13 protein-coding genes are annotated in these 19003 nt (G+C 70.1%); 7 read left to right on the top strand and 6 right to left on the bottom strand.

Annotated elements, in window-relative coordinates; translation table 11 throughout:
• From O3X23_RS27530 to O3X23_RS27515, 4 genes are all read right to left on the bottom strand, one after another.
• On the bottom strand, positions 1–1619 hold a 1619-nt coding region (locus O3X23_RS27530; RefSeq protein WP_269274268.1), incomplete at its 3' end, for an alpha/beta fold hydrolase.
• A gap of 36 nt (positions 1620–1655) precedes the next feature.
• Positions 1656–3020: a carotenoid oxygenase family protein gene (locus tag O3X23_RS27525; RefSeq protein ID WP_269274267.1), complete on the bottom strand. Its 1365-nt coding sequence runs from the start codon at positions 3018–3020 to the stop codon at positions 1656–1658.
• 81 nt (positions 3021–3101) lie between these two features.
• Positions 3102–4646 (bottom strand): MFS transporter, encoded by a 1545-nt coding sequence (locus O3X23_RS27520; protein WP_269274266.1) that lies wholly within the window; start codon positions 4644–4646, stop codon positions 3102–3104.
• Between the two features lie 115 nt (positions 4647–4761).
• Positions 4762–5208: a DUF7144 family membrane protein gene (locus O3X23_RS27515; RefSeq protein WP_269274265.1), complete on the bottom strand. Its 447-nt coding sequence runs from the start codon at positions 5206–5208 to the stop codon at positions 4762–4764.
• Between the two features lie 324 nt (positions 5209–5532).
• Here O3X23_RS27515 and O3X23_RS27510 point away from each other — a divergent pair, with 324 nt between their 5' ends.
• Both O3X23_RS27510 and O3X23_RS27505 read left to right on the top strand, forming a co-directional pair.
• Positions 5533–6504 (top strand): alpha/beta hydrolase, encoded by a 972-nt coding sequence (locus tag O3X23_RS27510; RefSeq protein ID WP_269274264.1) that lies wholly within the window; start codon positions 5533–5535, stop codon positions 6502–6504.
• 227 nt (positions 6505–6731) lie between these two features.
• The gene (locus O3X23_RS27505; protein ID WP_269274263.1) at positions 6732–7178 is read left to right on the top strand and encodes a DUF2267 domain-containing protein; all 447 of its coding nucleotides are present in this window, start codon (positions 6732–6734) and stop codon (positions 7176–7178) included.
• A gap of 18 nt (positions 7179–7196) precedes the next feature.
• Here O3X23_RS27505 and O3X23_RS27500 read toward each other — a convergent pair whose 3' ends face one another.
• Both O3X23_RS27500 and O3X23_RS27495 read right to left on the bottom strand, forming a co-directional pair.
• Positions 7197–7727 (bottom strand): SMI1/KNR4 family protein, encoded by a 531-nt coding sequence (locus tag O3X23_RS27500; RefSeq protein WP_269274262.1) that lies wholly within the window; start codon positions 7725–7727, stop codon positions 7197–7199.
• A complete protein-coding gene (locus O3X23_RS27495) occupies positions 7727–12400 on the bottom strand; it encodes a DUF6531 domain-containing protein (protein WP_269274261.1) in 4674 nt (1557 codons plus the stop codon). Before O3X23_RS27495 ends, O3X23_RS27500 begins: the two co-directional genes overlap by 1 nt.
• Before the next feature lie 504 nt (positions 12401–12904).
• Here O3X23_RS27495 and O3X23_RS27490 point away from each other — a divergent pair.
• From O3X23_RS27490 to O3X23_RS27470, 5 genes are all read left to right on the top strand, one after another.
• A complete protein-coding gene (locus O3X23_RS27490) occupies positions 12905–14350 on the top strand; it encodes a DUF4331 domain-containing protein (RefSeq protein WP_269274260.1) in 1446 nt (481 codons plus the stop codon).
• Between the two features lie 86 nt (positions 14351–14436).
• Positions 14437–15732 (top strand): tetratricopeptide repeat protein, encoded by a 1296-nt coding sequence (locus tag O3X23_RS27485; RefSeq protein WP_269274259.1) that lies wholly within the window; start codon positions 14437–14439, stop codon positions 15730–15732.
• Complete coding sequence (locus O3X23_RS27480) at positions 15729–17450, top strand: HoxN/HupN/NixA family nickel/cobalt transporter (RefSeq protein WP_269274258.1); 1722 nt, start codon at positions 15729–15731, stop codon at positions 17448–17450. Before O3X23_RS27485 ends, O3X23_RS27480 begins: the two co-directional genes overlap by 4 nt.
• Before the next feature lie 61 nt (positions 17451–17511).
• Complete coding sequence (locus O3X23_RS27475; RefSeq protein WP_269274257.1) at positions 17512–17811, top strand: hypothetical protein; 300 nt, start codon at positions 17512–17514, stop codon at positions 17809–17811.
• Between the two features lie 146 nt (positions 17812–17957).
• Positions 17958–18821 (top strand): RNA polymerase sigma factor SigF, encoded by an 864-nt coding sequence (locus O3X23_RS27470; RefSeq protein WP_269274256.1) that lies wholly within the window; start codon positions 17958–17960, stop codon positions 18819–18821.
• The last annotated feature ends 182 nt before the right edge of the window (positions 18822–19003 follow it).

The raw sequence follows: 19003 nt of genomic DNA, 5'->3' as shown, positions 1-19003 counted from the left end.
GACCTCGCCCGCCCCGCGCAGGCGCTCGCCGCGGTCGCCGGCGCACTGAGCGACGACGGGGTGTTCCTGATGGGCGACAACGCCGCGTCCAGCCGGCTGGAGGAGCACACCGACCACCCGCTGGGGGTTCTCAGGTGCGTGCAGATGGTGCCGGGGGCCGGCAGCGCGAGGGTGGTCAGGTAGTGGTTGGTGGCCTTCTGCACGCACTTGGACGCCAGGAACATGCTGTAGTCGTCGCCTTCGTGGCCCAGGACGACGCTGCCGGGCAGTTGCGCGGCCATCGCCGCCCCCGCGCGGAACGGGGCGAGGGCCTGATGGGTGGACTGGAGGATCAGCGCGGGCGGTGCGCCGTGGACCGGGGCGCCCGCCTTGACGGGCTCGGCCGGGACGGGCCAGCCCAGGCAGCCGGCGATGGCCTTGTAGGAGCGCACCGCGCCACCGAGGTGCGGGGAGACCCGGAGGAGTGCCGCCTGCAGCGCGATGAGTTGGGAGAGGTTGCGCACCGGGCGGGCGTTGTCGAGGCAGGCGGGTACCTGTACCTGTGTCGGGTCGAGGGTGTCGTCCGGGTCGTGGGTGAAGTCCGTCGCGTCGCCTCCCTGAGCGCTGACGATGGCCTTCGCCAGTTCCGCCCAGGTGCTACCGGACAGCGTCAGGTAGTCCTGGGTCGCCTCGCGGATGTCCTCACCGGTCACCGGCTGGTGCGCCCTGCCCCCCGTTCCGATCGGGTCACGGTCGGCACGGGCGACGAGTGCGTCGTACTCGGCCGGGACGTCCTTGCCGTGCAGAGCGCACTCCTTCGACGCGGCGCACCAGGCGCTGAAGCGGTTGAACGCCGACTCGGCGGTGGCCGCCTCCTGGGTCACCCGCGAAAGGGGTGAGCCGGTGTCGTCCAGGGCGGTGTCGAGGACCATGGTGCGCAGCCTGCCGGGGTAGAGCTTGGCGTAGGTGCGTCCGACGAGCGTGCTGTAGTGGATGCCGTACCAGTTCAGCTGCCGTTCGCCGAGCCCGATCCGGACCGCCTCGAAGTCCCGCGCCGTGCTGGTCTGGTCGACGTGGGCGATGAGCCCGCCGTTGCGGCGCACGCAGTCCTCGGCGAAAGCCCGGTTGTGGGCCACGAGCGCGTCGAACGCGGCCTGTTCCTTCGGGAAGTGGCTGACTCCGGCGGGCTTGAGCGGTTCCGCGCAGAGGATCGGCGTGCTGTGCCCGACTCCGCGCGGATCCACCGCCACCACGTCGAAGTTCTGGGTCATGGCACCGGCGAAGTTCGGGAAGCCGATGCGCATCGCCAGTCGCAGCTGCTCGATGGAGGAGCCGCCGGCCCCGTCGTTGAGGAGCAGGGCGCCCTGACGGTGGGCCCGGTCGTCCGCCGAGCGGCGGACGAGGGCGAGGGTGGTGCTGCCGGAGCGGGGGGCGGACCAGTCCACGGGTACCTGGAGCGATCCGCACTGCAGGTTCTTGAAGTCGCTGTCGGCGCAGGCGTGCCAGTCGATGCCGCCGGCGGTGGCGGGAGTCCGCCGGTTCGCGTCCTCACCCTGCGCGAGCGCCGGTACGGCGAGGGTGGCCAGGAGTGCGGAGAGGCCGGCGGCGATCCAGCCGATGTTCTTGCGGGGTGTCTTCATGTCGACTTTCTTTGGTGGTGTGCGGATGGAGGGGGATCAGCGGGTGGTCGTGTCCGGCGCGGTGTCCGGGATCCAGGAGCCGTGGATTCCGGCGGTCACCCGTCGTGGCAGGTGGACGGTGGCGATCCGGTCGAGGCCGGAGGCGTCGAGGACGAGGAGCTGGGAGGCGTCCTGCTTGAGGTCCGAGGTCACGGTGAGGAGGTAGCCGTCGTCCTCGCGGGTGGCTCCGGCGGCGGGGACGAACACGGCTTCGCTGGGCAGCCGCGCGTCGCCGACCTGGTGGATGCGGCGGGCGCCGGTGGTGCGGTCGTACTTGACGATGCCGTAGCTACCGAAGCCCTTCTCGTCGGGGAAGGAGACGGCGTACTGGTAGCGGTGCTCGGCGCCCAGGTACTGCTCGTTGATGGTCGGGAACTCCACGGTGAGGTCGTCGATGATCTGCTCGTCGACCGTGCCGGCCGCCATGTCGACCACCCAGCGGCGGGTGTAGGAGCGGGCGCCGGGCTCGGTACCGCGGTCGGGGGCGCCGACCCACCAGTTCCAGGAGAGCCGGAAGCCCTCGCGGTCCACCGTGGGACCCTCCAGGACGATCCGGCCCTGGCTGTCCTCGTAGGCGTTGGCTGCGTGCAGCAGGTTGCCGGGCTCGATGGAGAACCAGCGGATCCGGCCGGCCCCGTCGCCACCACGGGGCATGACGCCGATACGGGACAGCTGGGCGTCGCTCCAGCCGTAGGGGATGCCGGAGTGCTCGGCCGGGTCGAAGGTGACGTTGCCCTCGACGAAGACCACATGGCCGCGGGTCAGGGCGAAGTCGTGCTTGAGGGAGGCGGTCGCTCCCGGGATCTCGGCGCTGTGGACGATCTCGCCCTTGGCGTCGGCGACGTAGTACGTCAGGAAGGGCGGGAAGGGCGAGGAGCCGAAGAAGTGCAACTCGCCGTTGGCCGGGTCCTCCTTGGGGTGCGCGGTCATCGCGCCCCGCAGCGTGCCGCCGAAGTCGTAGGCACCGACGGTCTCCAGATCCGGGGTCAGTTCGAAGGGGAGATTCGCTTCGCACAGGGCGAGCAGCCGTCCGGCGTGCTCGATGACGTGGGTGCCGGCGGTGCTGGCGGTCAGGTCGGGTCCCCTGTCGGTCGTGTAGGGGGCACCGTCGAGCGCGGGGGTATGCACCCAGCGGTTGCGGTACCACTCGGCGCGGCCCTCGCGGAGCCGGATCCCGTGGACCATGCCGCTGCCCTTGAACCAGTGGTCCGGGGTGACACCGGGCTTCGGGTTGTGGCCGTTGCGGATCAGCCGGCCGTCCAGCTCCGGGGGCAGGGAGCCCTCCACGGTGAGTCCGGTGGCGGTGACCTCGTCGGTGACGGGGGTGAAGTGGCCGGTCAGGTAGGGCTTCGTAGTGGCCATGTCAGGAACCTCTCTCCATGAAGGTGACGAAAAGTCAGTCGTGTTGCTTGGCAGGGGACTTGAGGTGCGGGCTCCGGGTTCTCAGGAGATCCGGACGGGTTGCGGGTCGTCGAGAGCCTGGCCGGCGGGGGTGGACGCGGCCCGCGGGCCGCCGCGGCGGGTGAGGAGCAGCGCGAGGAGGGCTGTCGCGGCCAGGACCGCGGCTCCGACGGTGAAGACGGCGCGGTAGCCGGCGGTGAGGGCTTCCAGGTGGGTTTCGTGGGTGGCGGCGTGGGCGGTGACGGAGCCGGCCAGGGTCGCCAGGGCGGCGAGGCCGATCGCACCGCCGACCTGGCGGGTGGTGTTCACCAGGCCACCGGCCAGACCCGCGTCCTGCCGCGGAACACCGTCCACGGCGAACGCGGTGAGCTGCACGAAGGCGATGCTCAGGCCGAGTCCGATGAGGATGCTCGGGCCGAGGATGTCGGCGAGGTAGCTCCCGTCGGCACTGATCCGTGACAGCCACAGCAGCCCGGCGGCCTCGGTGAGCAGGGCGGCGGTCACGGTCACGGTGCCGCCGACGCGCCGGGAGAGGCGAGGCGCCAGGGCAGCGCCGAGCATGTTGGCCGCGGCGAGCGGGAGTTGGCCGGCGCCGGTGGCCAGGGGGCTCGATCCGAGTACCTGCTGCTGGTAGAGCGGCAGGAAGAAGAACAGGGCGATCCACACGGACCCCAGCAGCGCCATCAGCAGATTGCCCGCCGCGACCCGGCCGGCGATGAACAGGCGTGGTGGTACCAGCGCGTTCGGCCGGTGAAGCTCGATCACGGTGAAGGCCGCGAGCAGCGTGGCGGCACCGAGGAGGGAGCCGAGCACCCGGGCGTCCGTCCAGCCGGCCCCGCGTGCGGTGGTCAGCCCCCAGACCAGGCACGTCAGGGCGAGGGTGACGGTGGCGGTGCCCAGCAGATCGAACCGCCCGGTGTTCGAGCCGCCCGTCCGCGGGTCGAGCCGGTCGATCTTGCGGGGGTCCGTTGGGCCCGCCGCCCGGTCTGCCGGCCGGGGCACGAGGGCTGCCACGGCGATCAGTACCAGCGCCGCCCCGAGCGCGACCGCGTGGAAGATCCAGGGCCACCCCCACGCCTGGGTGAGCGCGCCGCCCAGCAGGACGCCGCCCGCCCCTCCCGCGCCGGAGACCGCCCCCCACACCCCCAGCGCTCTGCCACGCCCGGGACCGGGCGGGAACAGGTCCATCACCAGGGCGAGCGCGGCCGGGGCGATGGCGGCGGCGCCGAGACCCTGGGCGGCGCGGGCGGAGATCAGCGCGCCCGGGGAGGAGGCGAGTCCTGCCGCCAGTGAGGACACCGTGAACAGCGCGAGGCCGGCGTTCAGCACGCGGCGGCGCCCGAGCAGGTCGGCCGCCCGCCCGCCGGCCAGGAGCAGGGCCCCGAACACCAGGCCGTAAGCGTTGACCACCCAGGTGGTGCCGCCGTCGGACAGGCCCACCCCGGCGCGGATCTGCGGCAGCGCCACGTTCACGATCGAGGTGGCGAGCATGACGGTGAACTGGGCCGCGGCGAGCGCCGCGAGCACGGCCCTTGGCCTGGGGGTGCGGGGCGTCCGGTCCGTCGGTGCGGTGCGTCGGAGGTTCATGACGCACAGGCTGGCGCCGGGCGCTGTCCACTTTCCAGATCAGGCTTGGGCGGGGACTGTCCACTCCTGTCCGCACCTGTCCACCTGCGGTGCGGACCGTGCCCCTACCCGTTGGTCAGTAGGAACCTTCCGATGTCCTGGCGTGGGACGGGGCGCACAGGGCGTAGATGACGAACGCGTCGATGGCGATCAGGACGATCGCCCAGAACGGGTAGTACGGCAGCCACAGGAAGTTGGCGATCATGCTCAGCCCCGCGAGAACGACGCCGACCGCGCGCGCCCACATGGCCCCGGAGAACAGGGCGCATCCGGCGAGCAGCACGACGATGCCCAGGATGAGATGGATCCAGCCCCAGCTGGTCAGATTGAACTGGAACACGTAGTTCGTCGTCCTGACGAACAGGTCGTCCTTGGCGATGGCGGCGATCCCCTCGAGGATGGCCATGGCTCCGCTGAAGATCAGCATGATCGCCGCGAAGACGATCCACCCGGACTGCGACGCGTACGACGGTCCACCGCTGTGCGGGCGCGCAGCCTGCGACGGGGTGACGTTGCTGGCCATAGGTGCCTCCGTGGTCAGGGGAGTCGCCGGTGGCGGCCCCCTCTGAGCAGGCCGGTCGGCAGCTCCTCTACCAGAGTTCCACGATCATCCCGATTCCGCTCCCTGTGCGGGTCCGGGGCGCTGACGCCGCCGGACGGGTCCTGGTCGGATGCCCGGTCGGCCGTTCGCGCGGCCTACGGGGTGACGCCCCGCTAATGGCAGGTCCACGGCCGCTCCGGAGCGCACCACGAGAACACTCGCGGCGCGCCGGGGGACACGTGACCGGTGGCGGCAGCACATAGCGTGGTGACCAGGAAAGCCTTCCCGCCATGCAAGGAGCTGCAGATGTCCGACGCGACGAACCCGGTCCAGCCCGTTCTCGAACCCGAGGCTTCGGCATTCGCCGAAGCGACGGCGAATCCGCCGTACCTGTTCGACCTGGCTCCGGCCGAGGGCCGCAAGGCCGTGGACGAGGTCCAGTCGGGCGCGGGCGAGCTGCTCGACGTCGATGAAGAGTGGATCACCGTCGCGGGCGGCCCCACGGGCAGTGTCCGGGTGCGGATCGTCCGGCCCGCCGGCTCCGTCGGTCCCCTGCCGGTGGTCCTGTACATCCACGGTGCCGGATGGGTCTTCGGCAACGCCCACACCCACGACCGCCTGGTGCGCGAGCTGGCCTTCGGCGCACATGCCGCGGTGGTCTTCCCCGAGTACGACCTGTCGCCCGAGGCCCGCTACCCGGTGGCCATCGAGCAGAACTACGCCGTCGCCCAGTGGATCGTCACCCAGGGGGCCGAGAAGGACCTGGACGGCACCCGGCTGGCCGTGGTCGGCGACTCCGTCGGCGGCAACATGAGCGCCGCGCTGACCCTGATGGCCAAGGAACGCGGCGACGTGGCCCTGCTCCAGCAGGTGCTGTTCTACCCGGTGACCGACGCGAGCTTCGACACCGGCTCCTACCACCAGTTCGCCACCGGCTACTTCCTGCGCCGCGACGGCATGCAGTGGTTCTGGGACCAGTACACCACCGACGAGAAGCAGCGTGCCGAGATCACCGCGTCCCCGCTGCGCGCCACCACCGAGCAGCTCACCGGTCTGCCCCCGGCCCTGGTCATCACCGGCGAGGCCGACGTCCTGCGCGACGAGGGCGAGGCCTACGCCGCCAAGCTCCGCGCCGCGGGCGTCGCCGTGACCGCCATCCGCGTCCAGGGCGTCATCCACGACTTCGTGATGCTCAACGCGCTGCGCTCCACCCACGGGGCCGAGGTCGCCATCAACCTGGCCGCCGACACCCTGCGCACCGTGCTCCACCCGGCCTGACCCGCCGCTTCTCCCTCCGGCCGGCAAGGAAGGCCGCTGTCACCCAGCCGCCCACGCCCACCGTCGGCCTGCCACGGTCCTCGCTCGCCCCGTCCGCCGCAGCGGGCGGGGCGAGCGGTCCCGTTGCCGGTCCCAGGTTTGGTTCCTCCCGCCGCGGACAGGCGAGGGGTGTCCCTGGCCCTCCGCCGCGGTAGCTCGACGTGCGCAGCTCGAAAGGATCCGCCGCGATGTCCCCCCGCTGTGAAGTGACCCCCGCACCGCACCCGGCCCGCCCGGACATGGCGTTCGTCCAGATGCTGGAGAGGATCAGGTACGACGGCGCGTACCCCACCCGCGAGCGAGCCGCGCAGGCTCTGCACGCCGTGCTGGGAGCCTTGGGGCAGCAGCTGATCGGCGACGAGCGGGTGGAGCTGGCCGCTCGCCTGCCCCACGAGGCCGCCCGCACCTTCGCCTCCCAGGTCCCCGCCACTCAACCGTGCACGGGCCGGGACTTCGTTCAGGGCGTCGCCTCCCGCACCGCCGGCACGCCCGCCACCGCACGCTGGGACACCAGCGCGGTCCTCCTCACGGTCGCCCGCCTCGCCGGCCCCGACCTCCTCGACCGCATCATCGCCCAACTCCCCGCGGGCTACGCCCTCCTCTTCGGCCGCCGCGAGCTCAGCCACGCAGCCTGAGCGCGGGAGCTCGGGCCGTCAGATGTCGTACGGGGCGAACATGGGCGGATCCGTCGGGAAGTCGTCCGGGAACACCGGCACGGTGATCCGGCGGGAGAGCGTCGCGGCCAGGAAAGCGGTGGCGTTTCCGTCGAAGGGGAACCATTCCGGGCCGCGGGCCTCGTTGACCAGGACGGTCCACTGGTCCGGATCATCGCCGGTACGAAGCCAGTAACACTGGTCGCCGTTGTCGGTGACAGCGAAGGTCAGGATCTCGTAGGGCTGTTCGAGGCGGAACGGGACCTCCTCGCTGAAGTCGTCGCGCAGCGTCCGGAGAGCGGCCACGGAGGTGTCGATCTGGTGCGCCAGGTCCAGCGGCCGGTGCGGGGAGGCCGGCTGGAAGACGTGCAGGAAGCCGTCGAAGGACCCCGGCCCGTAGGTCTCGATCAACTGCCGGTAGTCAGCCGGCAGCCGGAAGCCGAGATCCCCTTCCACCTGGTTCCAGTCCGGCCGGATCCGGGGCGGGTCCTCCGGTGGGGGGCAGACACTCGTGAGGTTTTCGATCGACATTACGGCTCCACGTTGGCTATGGACTGATAGAGGTGGAACCCGTCCGACCCATGGGCCTCAAGGATGACATGGGTGGGCATCAGGATGTCTCCGTCGTACACGGGGGTGACGGAATACTGGACTGTCTGGCCCGCGGTTTCGGCGTTGCCCTGGACCGCAGCCCGTATTTCGGACTCATAGCCTCGCATGACCGGCGTGTTGACGGGGTTGTGGACGAGGGTGACGAGGTTTTCCGGTATGTCCCCGGAGCCGCCGAGCTGGTTGCCGAGCAGGTGGCCCCGGGCCTGGTTGCCGAAGGGCATGCCGCCCGTGAAGCCCGGAGGCCGGATCCGGCCGGCTGCCGGGGTTCCACCTCGGATCATGTCCCGGCCGATCGTCGCGTACATGGTAGTGGGGCGGTCGAGGTGGTCCAGTGCCCCGTATCGGACCCGGCCGCCCCAGGTGACGTCCGCGCGGCAGGCCCCGGGGGCCAGGCCGAGGGGGTCGGCCCAGATGAGAGGGTTGGACACGTAGCCGTGGGGGTCCGGTGCTGGATCGAGGCCGAGGGGGTCCGGCGATTGGTAGCGGCTGGTCTCCGGGTCGTAGTAGCGGTGCACGTTGTAGTGCAGCCCGGACTCCACGTCGTGGTACTGGCCGGGGAAACGCAGCGGGCAGTCGACCGGATGGGCGTCATCGGGCGACCTGGTGCCCCAGGTATCGGTGCTTGCTCTCCAGACGATCGCTCCGTCGCTGTCGAGGAGTTCCTCGGGCGCACCGACAAGGCCTGCGACGATGGCGTAGAACCGCCGATCGAACCAGTCCTGTTCTTCCCGCGTTTCGATCTGGCTGAGCGGGCGACAGCTGACGGGATCCCAGTCCCAGGTCATCGACCTGCCCTGCCCGGTCTCTTCGACCAGTTGGTTGTCGTCCCACGTGAACCGCACCTGCTCCGCCACCGACCCGTCGGGGGCGAGACGCTGCTTCGCGACGCGCCGGCCCAGGGCGTCGTACTGATATTGCCAGTGCTGACCATCGGGGGTGTTGAGATCGGTGAGCCGGTCCTCCGCGTCCCAGGTGTATTGCCAGGTCCGGCGCCCGCCGGACAGGAGGCGGCGACTGCGGCGGACGACGCGTCCTTGGGCGTCGTAGTCGTACGTGGTTCGCCCGGCGCGGCGGAGGAGAGTTCCCTCATATCCGCGATCGCCCTGGACGAGTGCGTCGGCGCGGGTGGCGACCGAGTGGTTCGGGCGACCCGCGGCATCGAACGCATACGCCTCCGCGGTGTGCTCACCCTCCACGGCCGTGATGCGGCCCGTGGGATCCAGCGTGAACTGCCGCATGCCGGAGGTGAGATCGGTAACGGACGTGGGGTATCCGTCTGCCCGGTACCGGTAGCTCCGGCGTTCGATGGGGGAGCCTCCCGCGTCCGATCGGCGGAGGGCCTGTGCGGCGAGCCGGTGGTTGGCGTCCCACGAGTGCGACAGCTCGACGCCGGAATCGAACTTTCGCTGTGCTTCCCTGCCTGCGGCGTCGAACCTGAAGTTGATGGTATGCCCCGCCGAGTTCAGCGAGGTCGGCTGGTTGGCGGCGTCGTACGCCCAGGTGCTCCGGACTCCTGCCGGGGTCAGGCGCTCGACGCGCCGGCCCAAGGCGTCGTAGGACGATGCCAGGACGCGTCCATCGCTGTTCTGGGTGAGAACGCGTCCCAGGGGGTCCCGTTCGAAGACGACCTCCGACACGGCGTTGGCGGCGCGCAACAAGCGGCCCGAGGCGTCGCGATCGAAGACCGACACCTGGTCCCCGGACCTCTGCTCGATGATCTGCCCCAGTCCATCGCGGGTGAAGGTGATCGTTTGGCCGAGACTGTTGGTCCGCTCCTGGAGTTCACCGGCGGGGTTGTAGCGGTAGGTGAGCGCCCGTCCGTTGAAGTCGACCTCACGGATCATGCGGCCGGCGGGATCGTAGGTGTAGGTCCACACCAGTTGCTGGGGGTCGGTGACCGCTATGAGTCGACGTTCGGTGTCGTAGGCGAATTCGTGGCGGCTGCCGTCCGCTCCGATACGGGCTGACGGCAGATCGAAGTGCGTGTACTCGAAGCGGGTCACGAATCCGGCGGCGTCCGTGTGGTGGAGCATGTTGCCTTCGCCGTCGTACTCCCAACGTTCCGTGGCGCCGTCGGGAAATGTTCGCCACACCGGTCGGCCTTGCGCACTCCAGCCGGTCCGCGCGGCCCCACCCACCGGGTCGAGTGTCTCCGTGACGCGGCCGAACGCGTCCCGCCGGTAGCGTGTGGTCACCCCCAGCGCGTCCGTTACCGCGATCGGGAGCCCTGCCGGGTCGGTCACCACCTGCCGTACACCGCCGAACGCGTCGATGACTTCAGTGAGTACTCCGCGCTCGTCGCGGAGGTAGCGGGTGGCGTACCCCGCGGGGTCGGTGGCGGATGCGAGGTTCCCCGCGCTGTCGTAGTCCTGTAGCCATCGTGCGCCATCAGGATGGGTCACGACACTTGCCAGCCCGCGGTCGTCGTGCACAGTGCTGGTGCTGGTGCCGTCGGCGCGGACGACGCGGACCAGGCGCCCGTGGTCGTCGTAGTCGTAGCGCGTCGTGCGACCGAGGGCGTCAGCGGTCGTCAGGAGCCGGTCGCAGTCGTCCCACGTGTTGCGCGTCACGTGTCCGAGTGGGTCGGTCTCGGCGACGAGTTGGAACCGCTCGTCGTGGAGGAACGTCGTGGTGTGGCCGAGGGAGTCGGTGTATTCGGTCGTCCGTGCGTCGGTGTCGTAGACGATGGCGCAGTTGAGGAAGTCATCGGATCCCAGGCCGCGAATGCAACGGTCGTAATCGTCGTAGACGAACCGGTACCAGGAATCGTTGCGGTCGGTCCACGACGTCACTCGACCGGCAGCATCGTAGGTCAGCACGAACGGCTGTCCCGACGCGTCAGTGACGTGCGTCAGGTTCTTGGCAGCGTCATAGCCATATCGCTGGAGGAGGACTTCATCTGCTGGACTGCCCGCGGTGTCCAGGAGCCGGAGTTCCACCACCCGGTCGTCGCGGGTGACGACGGCCAGGTGGTAGCCGCCGCTATGTCGTACCGACACTGGCGCTCCGGCCGTGTCGTAGTCGAAATCGATGCGGTGGCCATTGCGGTCCGAGATCGCACGGATCGGGAGGACGAGTGGGCCCTTACGAGCGGGCGCCTCGGTGGACAAGGGGTCGAAATGGTGGGTGAGGCCGGTTGTGGGCGAGGTGATGCGGATCTGTCCGCCGGCGGAACCGTCCCACGTCATCGGCCAACGTGGCCCCGTCAGGGGCAGAGTCGTCGTACCCGGCCGCGGCACCGGATAGAACAGCAGCATCCCGTCCTCGGCGGCGAACACGACTCCTTCGTCGTCGAGTTCCAGCCGCTCGTCCAAGGTGGACGCCCAGGTGGGCCCGAACCACCGCCCGTAGTGGTAGGTCGAGACATGCGTGCGTTCCAGCACCAGGGGGAGGGCGCCGGGCAGTACGACATCCGTTTCGGACAGCAGCATCTCTCCGGAGACCATGTCGATGGGGTCGCCGCGCTTGCAGCGGTTGACGAAGGACTTCGCCCTTTCCATGGCTGTGTCGGCAGCCCCGCGAAGATCGTCCAATCCCCTCTTGCCCAGGTCCAGACCCTTGGTTCCCAAGCTCCGCAGACCGCGCAGGGCACCCGCGACGTCGTTGAGGTGGCTGCCCATGCCCTTCATCAGCTTGGGCAGGTTCTTCGCCATCTTGAGGAGACCGCCGGCTGTGGTCAGGCCCTTGAACCCCGGTATGCAGTCCAGGGCGGCGAACGCGACGTCCCATAGGCTGGCTTTTCCTTGGGCGTATTTGATGAGCGTGTCGGCGAGGACGACGAGGGCGGCGGCGAGGACGAGCCAGGCGAGCGGTCCGCCGATGATCATCACGAGGATGCCGAGGACGGCGACGATGACCTTGCAGACGGCGACGATCTCGTCCCAGTGGTCGGCGACCCAGTCGACCGCCTTCTCCCACCAGTGTTTGTTCTTGATGCCCGCGTCCGACGCCTCGTGCAGCGCGTGTTCGGCCGTCGACGCGGCGGTGTCCCGCAGGTGAGCCGCCTGCGCGGCGAGCTCCTTGGCCGCGTCGAGGCGTCCCTGGGCGTCGTGGACGGCGGAGTTCGCGGACTTCTGCGCGTTCGAGGCATCCAGCGCGTTGCGGGTGGCGGTGCGGACCTCGTCGGCGGACGGCGGCTCCACACCCGGCTTCGGATCGGCCTGGTACTCCTTGGACTTGTCCCCCGCCCGTTTCACCCAGTCGTCCGCGTTGGTCTGGGTCGACTTCGCCGCATCGAGGTCATGGCGCGCGGTACGGCCGTGGGCGAGCGCACGGTCGGCGTCGGCTTGTGCGGTTTCCAACTTCGGCCAATACGTGTCCAGCGCGCCCGACGCGAGCCGGTAGGACTTCTCCAGCTTTCCGAGTTCGTTCGGCAGGTCCCCGAACTGCTTGCGATACTCGTCGCCGGCCAAACCGGCCCAGTCCTGCACCGCATTGTCGCCGTTCAGGCCCCGCACCGACCGCAGCGCTGAGGAGACGTCGTCGGCGAAGTCCCCCAGCTTCCGAGCGAGTTCCTTGACCTCGTACGGATCACCGGGGACCGGGTCCCGATCCAGGTCGAGTATGTGCCAGTCCGTGGGTCGATTTCCCATGCCCTGCCCCCGTGCATCGACTACCCGCCGCAGCTCCTGTCACTGTGCGAACAGTTGATCCTACTGAACAAGTTCGAAGGGGTCGATGGCGCCGCAGCGGCGATGGGATTCCTGTCGCAGGTCAGGCCGTGTGGCGCGATCGCTACCGGCAGGATTCTGGCGGGGTCCGGATGGGCTCGGCGCTCCGGCCGGGCGCGTCCCCTCTTTGGGCACGTCAATTCGGCCACTTTCTCCGGGCCGGTGATTCGGGTTTTGTCCGCGGCGGCGCGAAAGGCGGGAATCGCACTGAGGTCTGAGGTCCTGCTGTTGCGTTGATGGTGGCGCAGGATCGCATTCAGCGGTGCATGTATGCGAGCTGCCGGGGCTGCTCGTATGGCTGAGAAATTCGGCCGTTCGGGTGGAGGGGCGGGGTGCGGCCAATCCGGGGGGCGTGCGGATGCGAAGAGGGTTCGGAGGGCTCGGCTCTCCGGGACAACACCTTCATTCGCAGAGAAAAGATCGTCGATGATCTCAAGAAATTCGCACGCCTTGATCGGCCGGTGGAAGTCGGCGGCCATGATGCTGGCCCTCGGTTCGGCAGTCGCCGGTACCGCGCTGGCGGGGCCCGGAGCCGGCGTCGGGCAGGCGTCAAGTCACCGGGAAGCGCCGCTGATCGCGGCCGACCCGCAGATGGACAACACGGACGTGTACGCGTTCACCAGCCCGGACAAGCCCGACACGGTGACGCTCACGGCCAACTGGATCCCGTTCCAGGAGCCCAACGGCGGACCCAACTTCTACCCGTGGGCGCCCGACGCGCACTACGACATCAACATCGACAGCCAGGGCACCGGTAAGCCGGACCTGACCTACCGGTGGACGTTCCGCGACGAGGACCGGCGGGGCGAGAAGACGTTCCTGTACAACAACGGCGTCGTGAACAACCTCAGTGACAAGACGCTGCTGTTCCGCCAGCACTACACCCTGCAGGAACTCCGTCCGGGCAGGAAGCCCGTCACGCTGGTCGCGGACGGCATCGCCGCGCCGTCCAACGTCGGCAAGGCGTCCGTGCCGAACTACGGCCGACTCCGCAACCAGGCGACACGGAAACTGCCCGGCGGCGGGCAGACGGTCGCCACGCAGGCCGCCGACCCGTTCTTCCTGGATCTGCGGGTCTTCGACCTGCTCTACGGGGGCGACCTCTCCGAGACCGGGCACAACACCCTGAACGGCTACAACGTCAACACGCTGTCCATCCAGGTGCCCAAGTCCAGGCTCGCCTACAAGGGCAACGCGAAGCGCAACCCGGTCATCGGGGTGTGGAGCACCACCGAGCGGCGCACCATGCAGCTCAGCCCCGGCAAGCAGACCCCCACGGGCAAGTACGTGCAGGTCTCCCGCCTCGGCAACCCGCTGGTCAACGAGGTCGTGGTGCCGGCCGGGCTGAAGGACGCGTTCAACGCGCTGCCGCCGTCCGAGGACCACAACCAGCCCAAGGTCGTCGCGAAGGTGCTCTACCCGGAGGTGCCGCAGCTCATCAAGAGCATCTACGGCATCCCGGCGCCCGCCACCCCGCGCAAGGACCTGCAGGAGATCTTCCTGACGGGCATCGCGAAGGCCACCAAGGGTCCGCTGGCCGTGGACCTCAACTCGCAGCTGCTGAACCTCGACATCAACAAGAAGTGGTTCGTTCCCGCGGAGGAACTGCGTCTGAACATGTCGACCCCGGTCACGGCCAAGCCGGACCGGCTCGGTGTGCTCAACGGCGACTTCCAGGGCTTCCCCAACGGCCGCCGCATGGGTGACGACGTCGTCGACATCGAGCTCCAGGCGCTCGAAGGGGCCACTCCCGGCCACCTGATCAAGGCGCTGGCCGCAGGTGACGGCGTCAACGGGCCGGGCGCCCCGTTCGGGAACACCTTCCCGTACGTCGCCCTGCCCTACACCGGCTCGGTCAACCAGGCCGGTTAGTCCCGAACTGGTCCCGAACCGGCCGGTGCGGGTCAATGCCTCCGACCCGCACCGGTCCACCGTCGCCCGAGAGAGGGAACTCCTCCATGCGCCGCCTCGCCCTGATCGCCACCGCCGCCGTCCTGTGTGCCGGCCTGACCGGTTTCGCGGCGTTGGAGCACACCACTGACTCCGCTCCCACGGAAGTCGGCGCCGCCCGCACCGCTTCGTCGCCCACGACGGTCATCAGCAAGCTCCAGGAGCATCTGCGCCGTCAGCCGTCGGATGCCGCGTCGTGGGCGCAACTGGGTTCCGCCTACGTCGAGCACGCCCGGCTGACCGTCGATCCCACGCTGTACCCCAAGGCCGAAACCGCCCTGCGGCGCTCACTGACCCTGCGGCCGGACGGCAACACGGCCGCGCAGACCGGCATGGCCGGACTGGCCAACGCCCGCCACCAGTTCACCCAGGCCCGTACCTGGGCCGAGAAGGCCGTCGGCGGCGATCCGTACGCATGGGCCGCCTACGGGGCACTCGCCGACGCTCTCACGCAACTCGGTGACGACGCCGGTGCGCAGGAGGCCGTCCAGCGGATGCTGGACCTGCACCCCTCCACCGCGTCGTTCACCCGGGCCTCCTACACGCTGGAACTGCAAGGCCGGAACAGTGAGGCGGAACAGGCCCTCCAGCGCGGATTGCAAGCCGCGTCCAGTGCTGCCGACCGGGCCTTCTGCCGGCACTACCTGGGGGAGCTGGCCTTCAACTCCGGCGCGTTCGAGAAGGCGTTGGAGCACCATCGGAAGGCGCTGGCACTGGATCCTGGCTACAATGCCGCACTCGCGGGAGCCGCCCGTGCGGAAGCCGCACTGGGTCGGACCGCCCAGGCCGTCACCGACTACCAGACCGCCATCGCCCGCGTTCCCCAACCCCAGTACGTGCTCGAACTCGGCGAACTGCTGGAGTCCCTGGGCCGTACCGCGGAGGCCCGCGCCCAGTACAGCGTCCTGGAGGCGGAGCAGAAGCTGTTCGCCGCCAACGGCGTGGTCGACGACCTGAACCTCGGCCAGTACCAGGCCGATCACGGCGACCCGCAGCTCGCCGTCACCCTGCTCACCGCCGAATGGGGCCGCCGCCACAGCGTGCTGGTCGCGGACGCCCTGAGCTGGGCCCTGCACCGGGCCGGCCGCGACGCGGAGGCACTGCCCCTGGCGCGGGAGGCCAACCGCCTCGGATGGCGTGACGCCACCCTGCTCTACCACCGCGGCGTCATCGAGCAGGCGGTCGGCGACGACCGGGCCGCGCGGACCGACCTGACGGCCGCCCTGGCGGCAAACCCCGGCTTCTCCCCGCTGCGCGCACCCGACGCACGAGCGCGCCTCGCCCGCCTCCAAGGACAACGATGACCCGCCTCATTGCGCGCAAGCGACGAGCCGCGCTGCTCCTCGTCGGCATCCCGGTGCTGCTGGCGCTGGCCCCGCCGACCGCGTCCGCCCATCCGCTGGGAAACTTCACGGTCAACCGCTACGACGGGCTGACGCTCCACCCGGACCGTGTCGACGACCTCGCCGTCGTGGACAGCGCCGAGATTCCCACGCTCCAGGCCAAACCAGGCCTGGACACCGATCACGACGGACAACTCGGCCCCGCCGAGGCCGCCACCCACGCCCGGACGGCCTGCGCCAGGCTCGCCGCGGGCATCACCGCCACAGCGACACCGCAGGGCAACAGCGCGGCACGAGCGGGTTCGTTGCGCTTCCAGGTCCGCTCGTCGGGCTATCGGCTCGTGCGGGGACAGGCCGGCCTGGACAGCGGCCGCCTCGAATGCCGGCTGACGGCGCCGGCGGACCTGGGGACGTCGGGGACCGTGGAACTCTCCACCGGAGTGGACCCCGCACGGATCGGCTGGCACGAGATCACCGCGAGGGGTGAGGGGGCGCGGATCGGTGCCTCCGACGTGCCGGCCACCTCCATCTCGGACGTGCTCCGCACGTACCCCGCCGACCTGCTGTCGAACCCGCCCGACGCCCGGCACGCGCGGGTCTCCCTGGGGCAGGGACCCGGGGCCGCCGCTGTCGGCGCGCCGCGGAGCGGCTGGCTCGGAAGCTGGTACGCCGCCCTCGACGCGCGGCTCGGATCGCTGACCGACCGCGACCGACTCACCTTTCCCGTCGGTCTGCTGGCCGTGCTGCTGGCGCTCGTGCTGGGCGCGGGGCACGCCGCGCTGCCCGGACACGGCAAGACCATCATGGCGGCCTATCTCGCGGGCCGGCAGGGCCGGCCGCGCGACGCGGTGACGGTCGCGTCGACCGTCACCCTCACTCACACCGCGTCCGTCCTGGTCCTGGGGGCCGTGCTGAGTGTGTCCTCCGCGCTCGTCGGAGAGGAGGCACTCGCCTGGCTCGGCACCGTCAGTGGACTGATCATCATGGCCGCCGGTCTCTGGCTGCTGCCGGCCGCGCTCCGCACGGTGCGCGCCCGCCGGGACGCGGGTATCGCGCACCACGAGCACACGCACAGCCATCACGGACACACCCACCCGCACACGCACGACGTTCCGGCCGGCGCCGGCGCCGGCGCCGGCGCTGTCGCGGAGCCGGTGGGGGCCGGGCGACTCGTCGCTGCCGGGGCCGGAGGCACGGCTGTTGCCGAGGTCGCCCATGCGGCTCCGCACCAGGCCGACGGAGACGGCCACCACCATGACGGCCACGGCCACACCCACACCCACGACGAAACCGCACACGGCCACACCCACACCCACGGCCTGTTCGGCCACCATCACCACCCCAAGGCGGCCGGCCGCAGGAAGGGTGGCCTGATCGGTATCGGTATCGCCGGGGGGCTCGTTCCCAGTCCCTCCGCGCTGATCGTCCTGCTGGGCTCCATCGCCCTGGGCCGAACCGCCTTCGGCGTCGCCCTCGTCATCTGCTACGGCCTGGGCATGGCCGCCACCCTGGCCGCCGCCGGCCTGTTCCTGCTCAGACTGCGCGACCGGATCCCGGCGCTGAACGGCGGAGCCGTCGGCCGGTTCGCGGCGTGGGGCGCACGCATCACCCCACTCGGCACCGCCCTGCTCATCCTGGCCGTCGGTGTGGGCACCGCACTGCGCTCCATGCCGCTGTGAACGATCACCGCCAGCACACAACCACCGGTTCACCACCACTGCAGAAGACAGGAAGACCACCGTGGCCACCCGCTGCACCACCCTGTTCCTGCTCGGCGCGCTCGCCCTCACCGGCTGCGGGTCCACCGCCGCACAGACCGGCGCTCTCGACACCATCTCCGACAACAAGACGTGCCGTGCCCACCAGAGCGTGCTCCCCAGCGCGGACTACTCGGGGGGAAGCGAGGCCAGGACACCAGCGGTCCTCAGCATGCTGCGGTACTACACCGCCAAGGGGGCGCTGCCGTTCTGCGACGCCAAGCCCGCCACCGAGCAGGACACCGCCTGGGTCCAGCTCTACACCTACCTCACCAAGCCCTGACGACGGCAGGGAACGCCGCCCACGTCGGTGATCGGCTCCCCGCCCGCGGCAGGCAATCCGCGTACGGCACACATGCGTCCAGGGATCGCGGGTACACCACGATCAGTACATCGGACCGTTCCACCACATCTGGGGAGACTCACGTCATGGCCACAGCACCCGCGGCGATAGCCTCCCCGTCCACGCACGTCGCGGGGGTGGCGGAGCTGCCGTGGGTGGAGGATGCCGGGAAGGTCGCCCCCAAGGACGCCCGGGAGCTGTCGAAGCTCTTCTTCGACCGGCTGCGGACCCTTGACGAGGGCACGCGCGAGTATCAGTACGCGCGCAACACCCTGATCGAGTTGAACATGTCGTTGGTGAAGTTCGCGGCCCGCCGCTTCCGCAACCGGCCCGAACCGTCCGAGGACATCCTCCAGGTCGGCACGATCGGGCTGATCAAGGCGATCGACCGGTTCGACCTGTCGCGCGAGGTGGAGTTCACCACGTTCGCGATCCCGTACATCACCGGCGAGATCAAGCGGTTCTTCCGGGACACCAGCTGGGCCGTGCACGTGCCCCGCCGGCTGCAGGAACTGCGGATCGAGTTGGCCAAGGCCACCGAGGAACTGGCCACGCGGTTCGACCGCGCGCCCACCACCGCGGAGCTGGCCGCGTTCCTGGACCTGACGGCCGAAGAGGTCATCGAGGGCCTCGTCGCCAGCAACGGCTACACCGCCGGGTCCCTGGAGATGACCACCACCGAGGACGACGACCACAGCGGCGGTCTCGTCGAGCGGCTCGGGGACCTCGATCCCGCCCTGCAGGGCGTCGAGAACCTGCACGTCCTCAAGCCGCTGATGGCCCAGCTCGGCGAACGCGATCTGCGGATCCTGCAGATGCGCTTCGGTGACGAGCTGACCCAGGCGCAGATCGGCGTCGAACTCGGCATCTCCCAGATGCACGTGAGCAGACTCCTGACCAAGGTCCTGGACCGGTTGCGCCGGGGGATGCTCGCCGAAGCGGCCCTGTGATTCCGCTCCCGTAGCCGCGAACTCACCCAGGCCCGCCCCGCATCGCGAGGGGCGGGCCTTTCGCCGTGCTGCCGGACGGGAAGCGGGTGGCGGGGACCTGCGGTCGGCGTTCCGGTCCGCTGAACGGAACACGGCGTGACAGGCGGCTCCCGCCACTTCCATGCTGCCTACCCTCAGTCCGA

Source organism: Streptomyces sp. H39-S7 (assembly GCF_027158205.1).
GTDB lineage: Bacteria > Actinomycetota > Actinomycetes > Streptomycetales > Streptomycetaceae > Actinacidiphila.
The sequence above is the reverse complement of the archived record's forward strand: the minus strand, read 5'-3'. Positions and strand labels throughout refer to the sequence as shown.

What these genes read in the sequence shown, in the direction of transcription:
- O3X23_RS27470 (WP_269274256.1), top strand. Translation starts at nt 17,958, where the DNA reads ATGGCCACAGCACCCGCGGCGATAGCCTCCCCGTCCACGCACGTCGCG.
- O3X23_RS27480 (WP_269274258.1), top strand. Translation starts at nt 15,729, where the DNA reads ATGACCCGCCTCATTGCGCGCAAGCGACGAGCCGCGCTGCTCCTCGTC.
- O3X23_RS27495 (WP_269274261.1), bottom strand. Translation starts at nt 12,400, where the DNA reads ATGGGAAATCGACCCACGGACTGGCACATACTCGACCTGGATCGGGAC.
- O3X23_RS27485 (WP_269274259.1), top strand. Translation starts at nt 14,437, where the DNA reads ATGCGCCGCCTCGCCCTGATCGCCACCGCCGCCGTCCTGTGTGCCGGC.
- O3X23_RS27520 (WP_269274266.1), bottom strand. Translation starts at nt 4,646, where the DNA reads ATGAACCTCCGACGCACCGCACCGACGGACCGGACGCCCCGCACCCCC.
- O3X23_RS27505 (WP_269274263.1), top strand. Translation starts at nt 6,732, where the DNA reads ATGTCCCCCCGCTGTGAAGTGACCCCCGCACCGCACCCGGCCCGCCCG.
- O3X23_RS27510 (WP_269274264.1), top strand. Translation starts at nt 5,533, where the DNA reads ATGTCCGACGCGACGAACCCGGTCCAGCCCGTTCTCGAACCCGAGGCT.
- O3X23_RS27525 (WP_269274267.1), bottom strand. Translation starts at nt 3,020, where the DNA reads ATGGCCACTACGAAGCCCTACCTGACCGGCCACTTCACCCCCGTCACC.
- O3X23_RS27515 (WP_269274265.1), bottom strand. Translation starts at nt 5,208, where the DNA reads ATGGCCAGCAACGTCACCCCGTCGCAGGCTGCGCGCCCGCACAGCGGT.
- O3X23_RS27490 (WP_269274260.1), top strand. Translation starts at nt 12,905, where the DNA reads ATGATCTCAAGAAATTCGCACGCCTTGATCGGCCGGTGGAAGTCGGCG.
- O3X23_RS27500 (WP_269274262.1), bottom strand. Translation starts at nt 7,727, where the DNA reads ATGTCGATCGAAAACCTCACGAGTGTCTGCCCCCCACCGGAGGACCCG.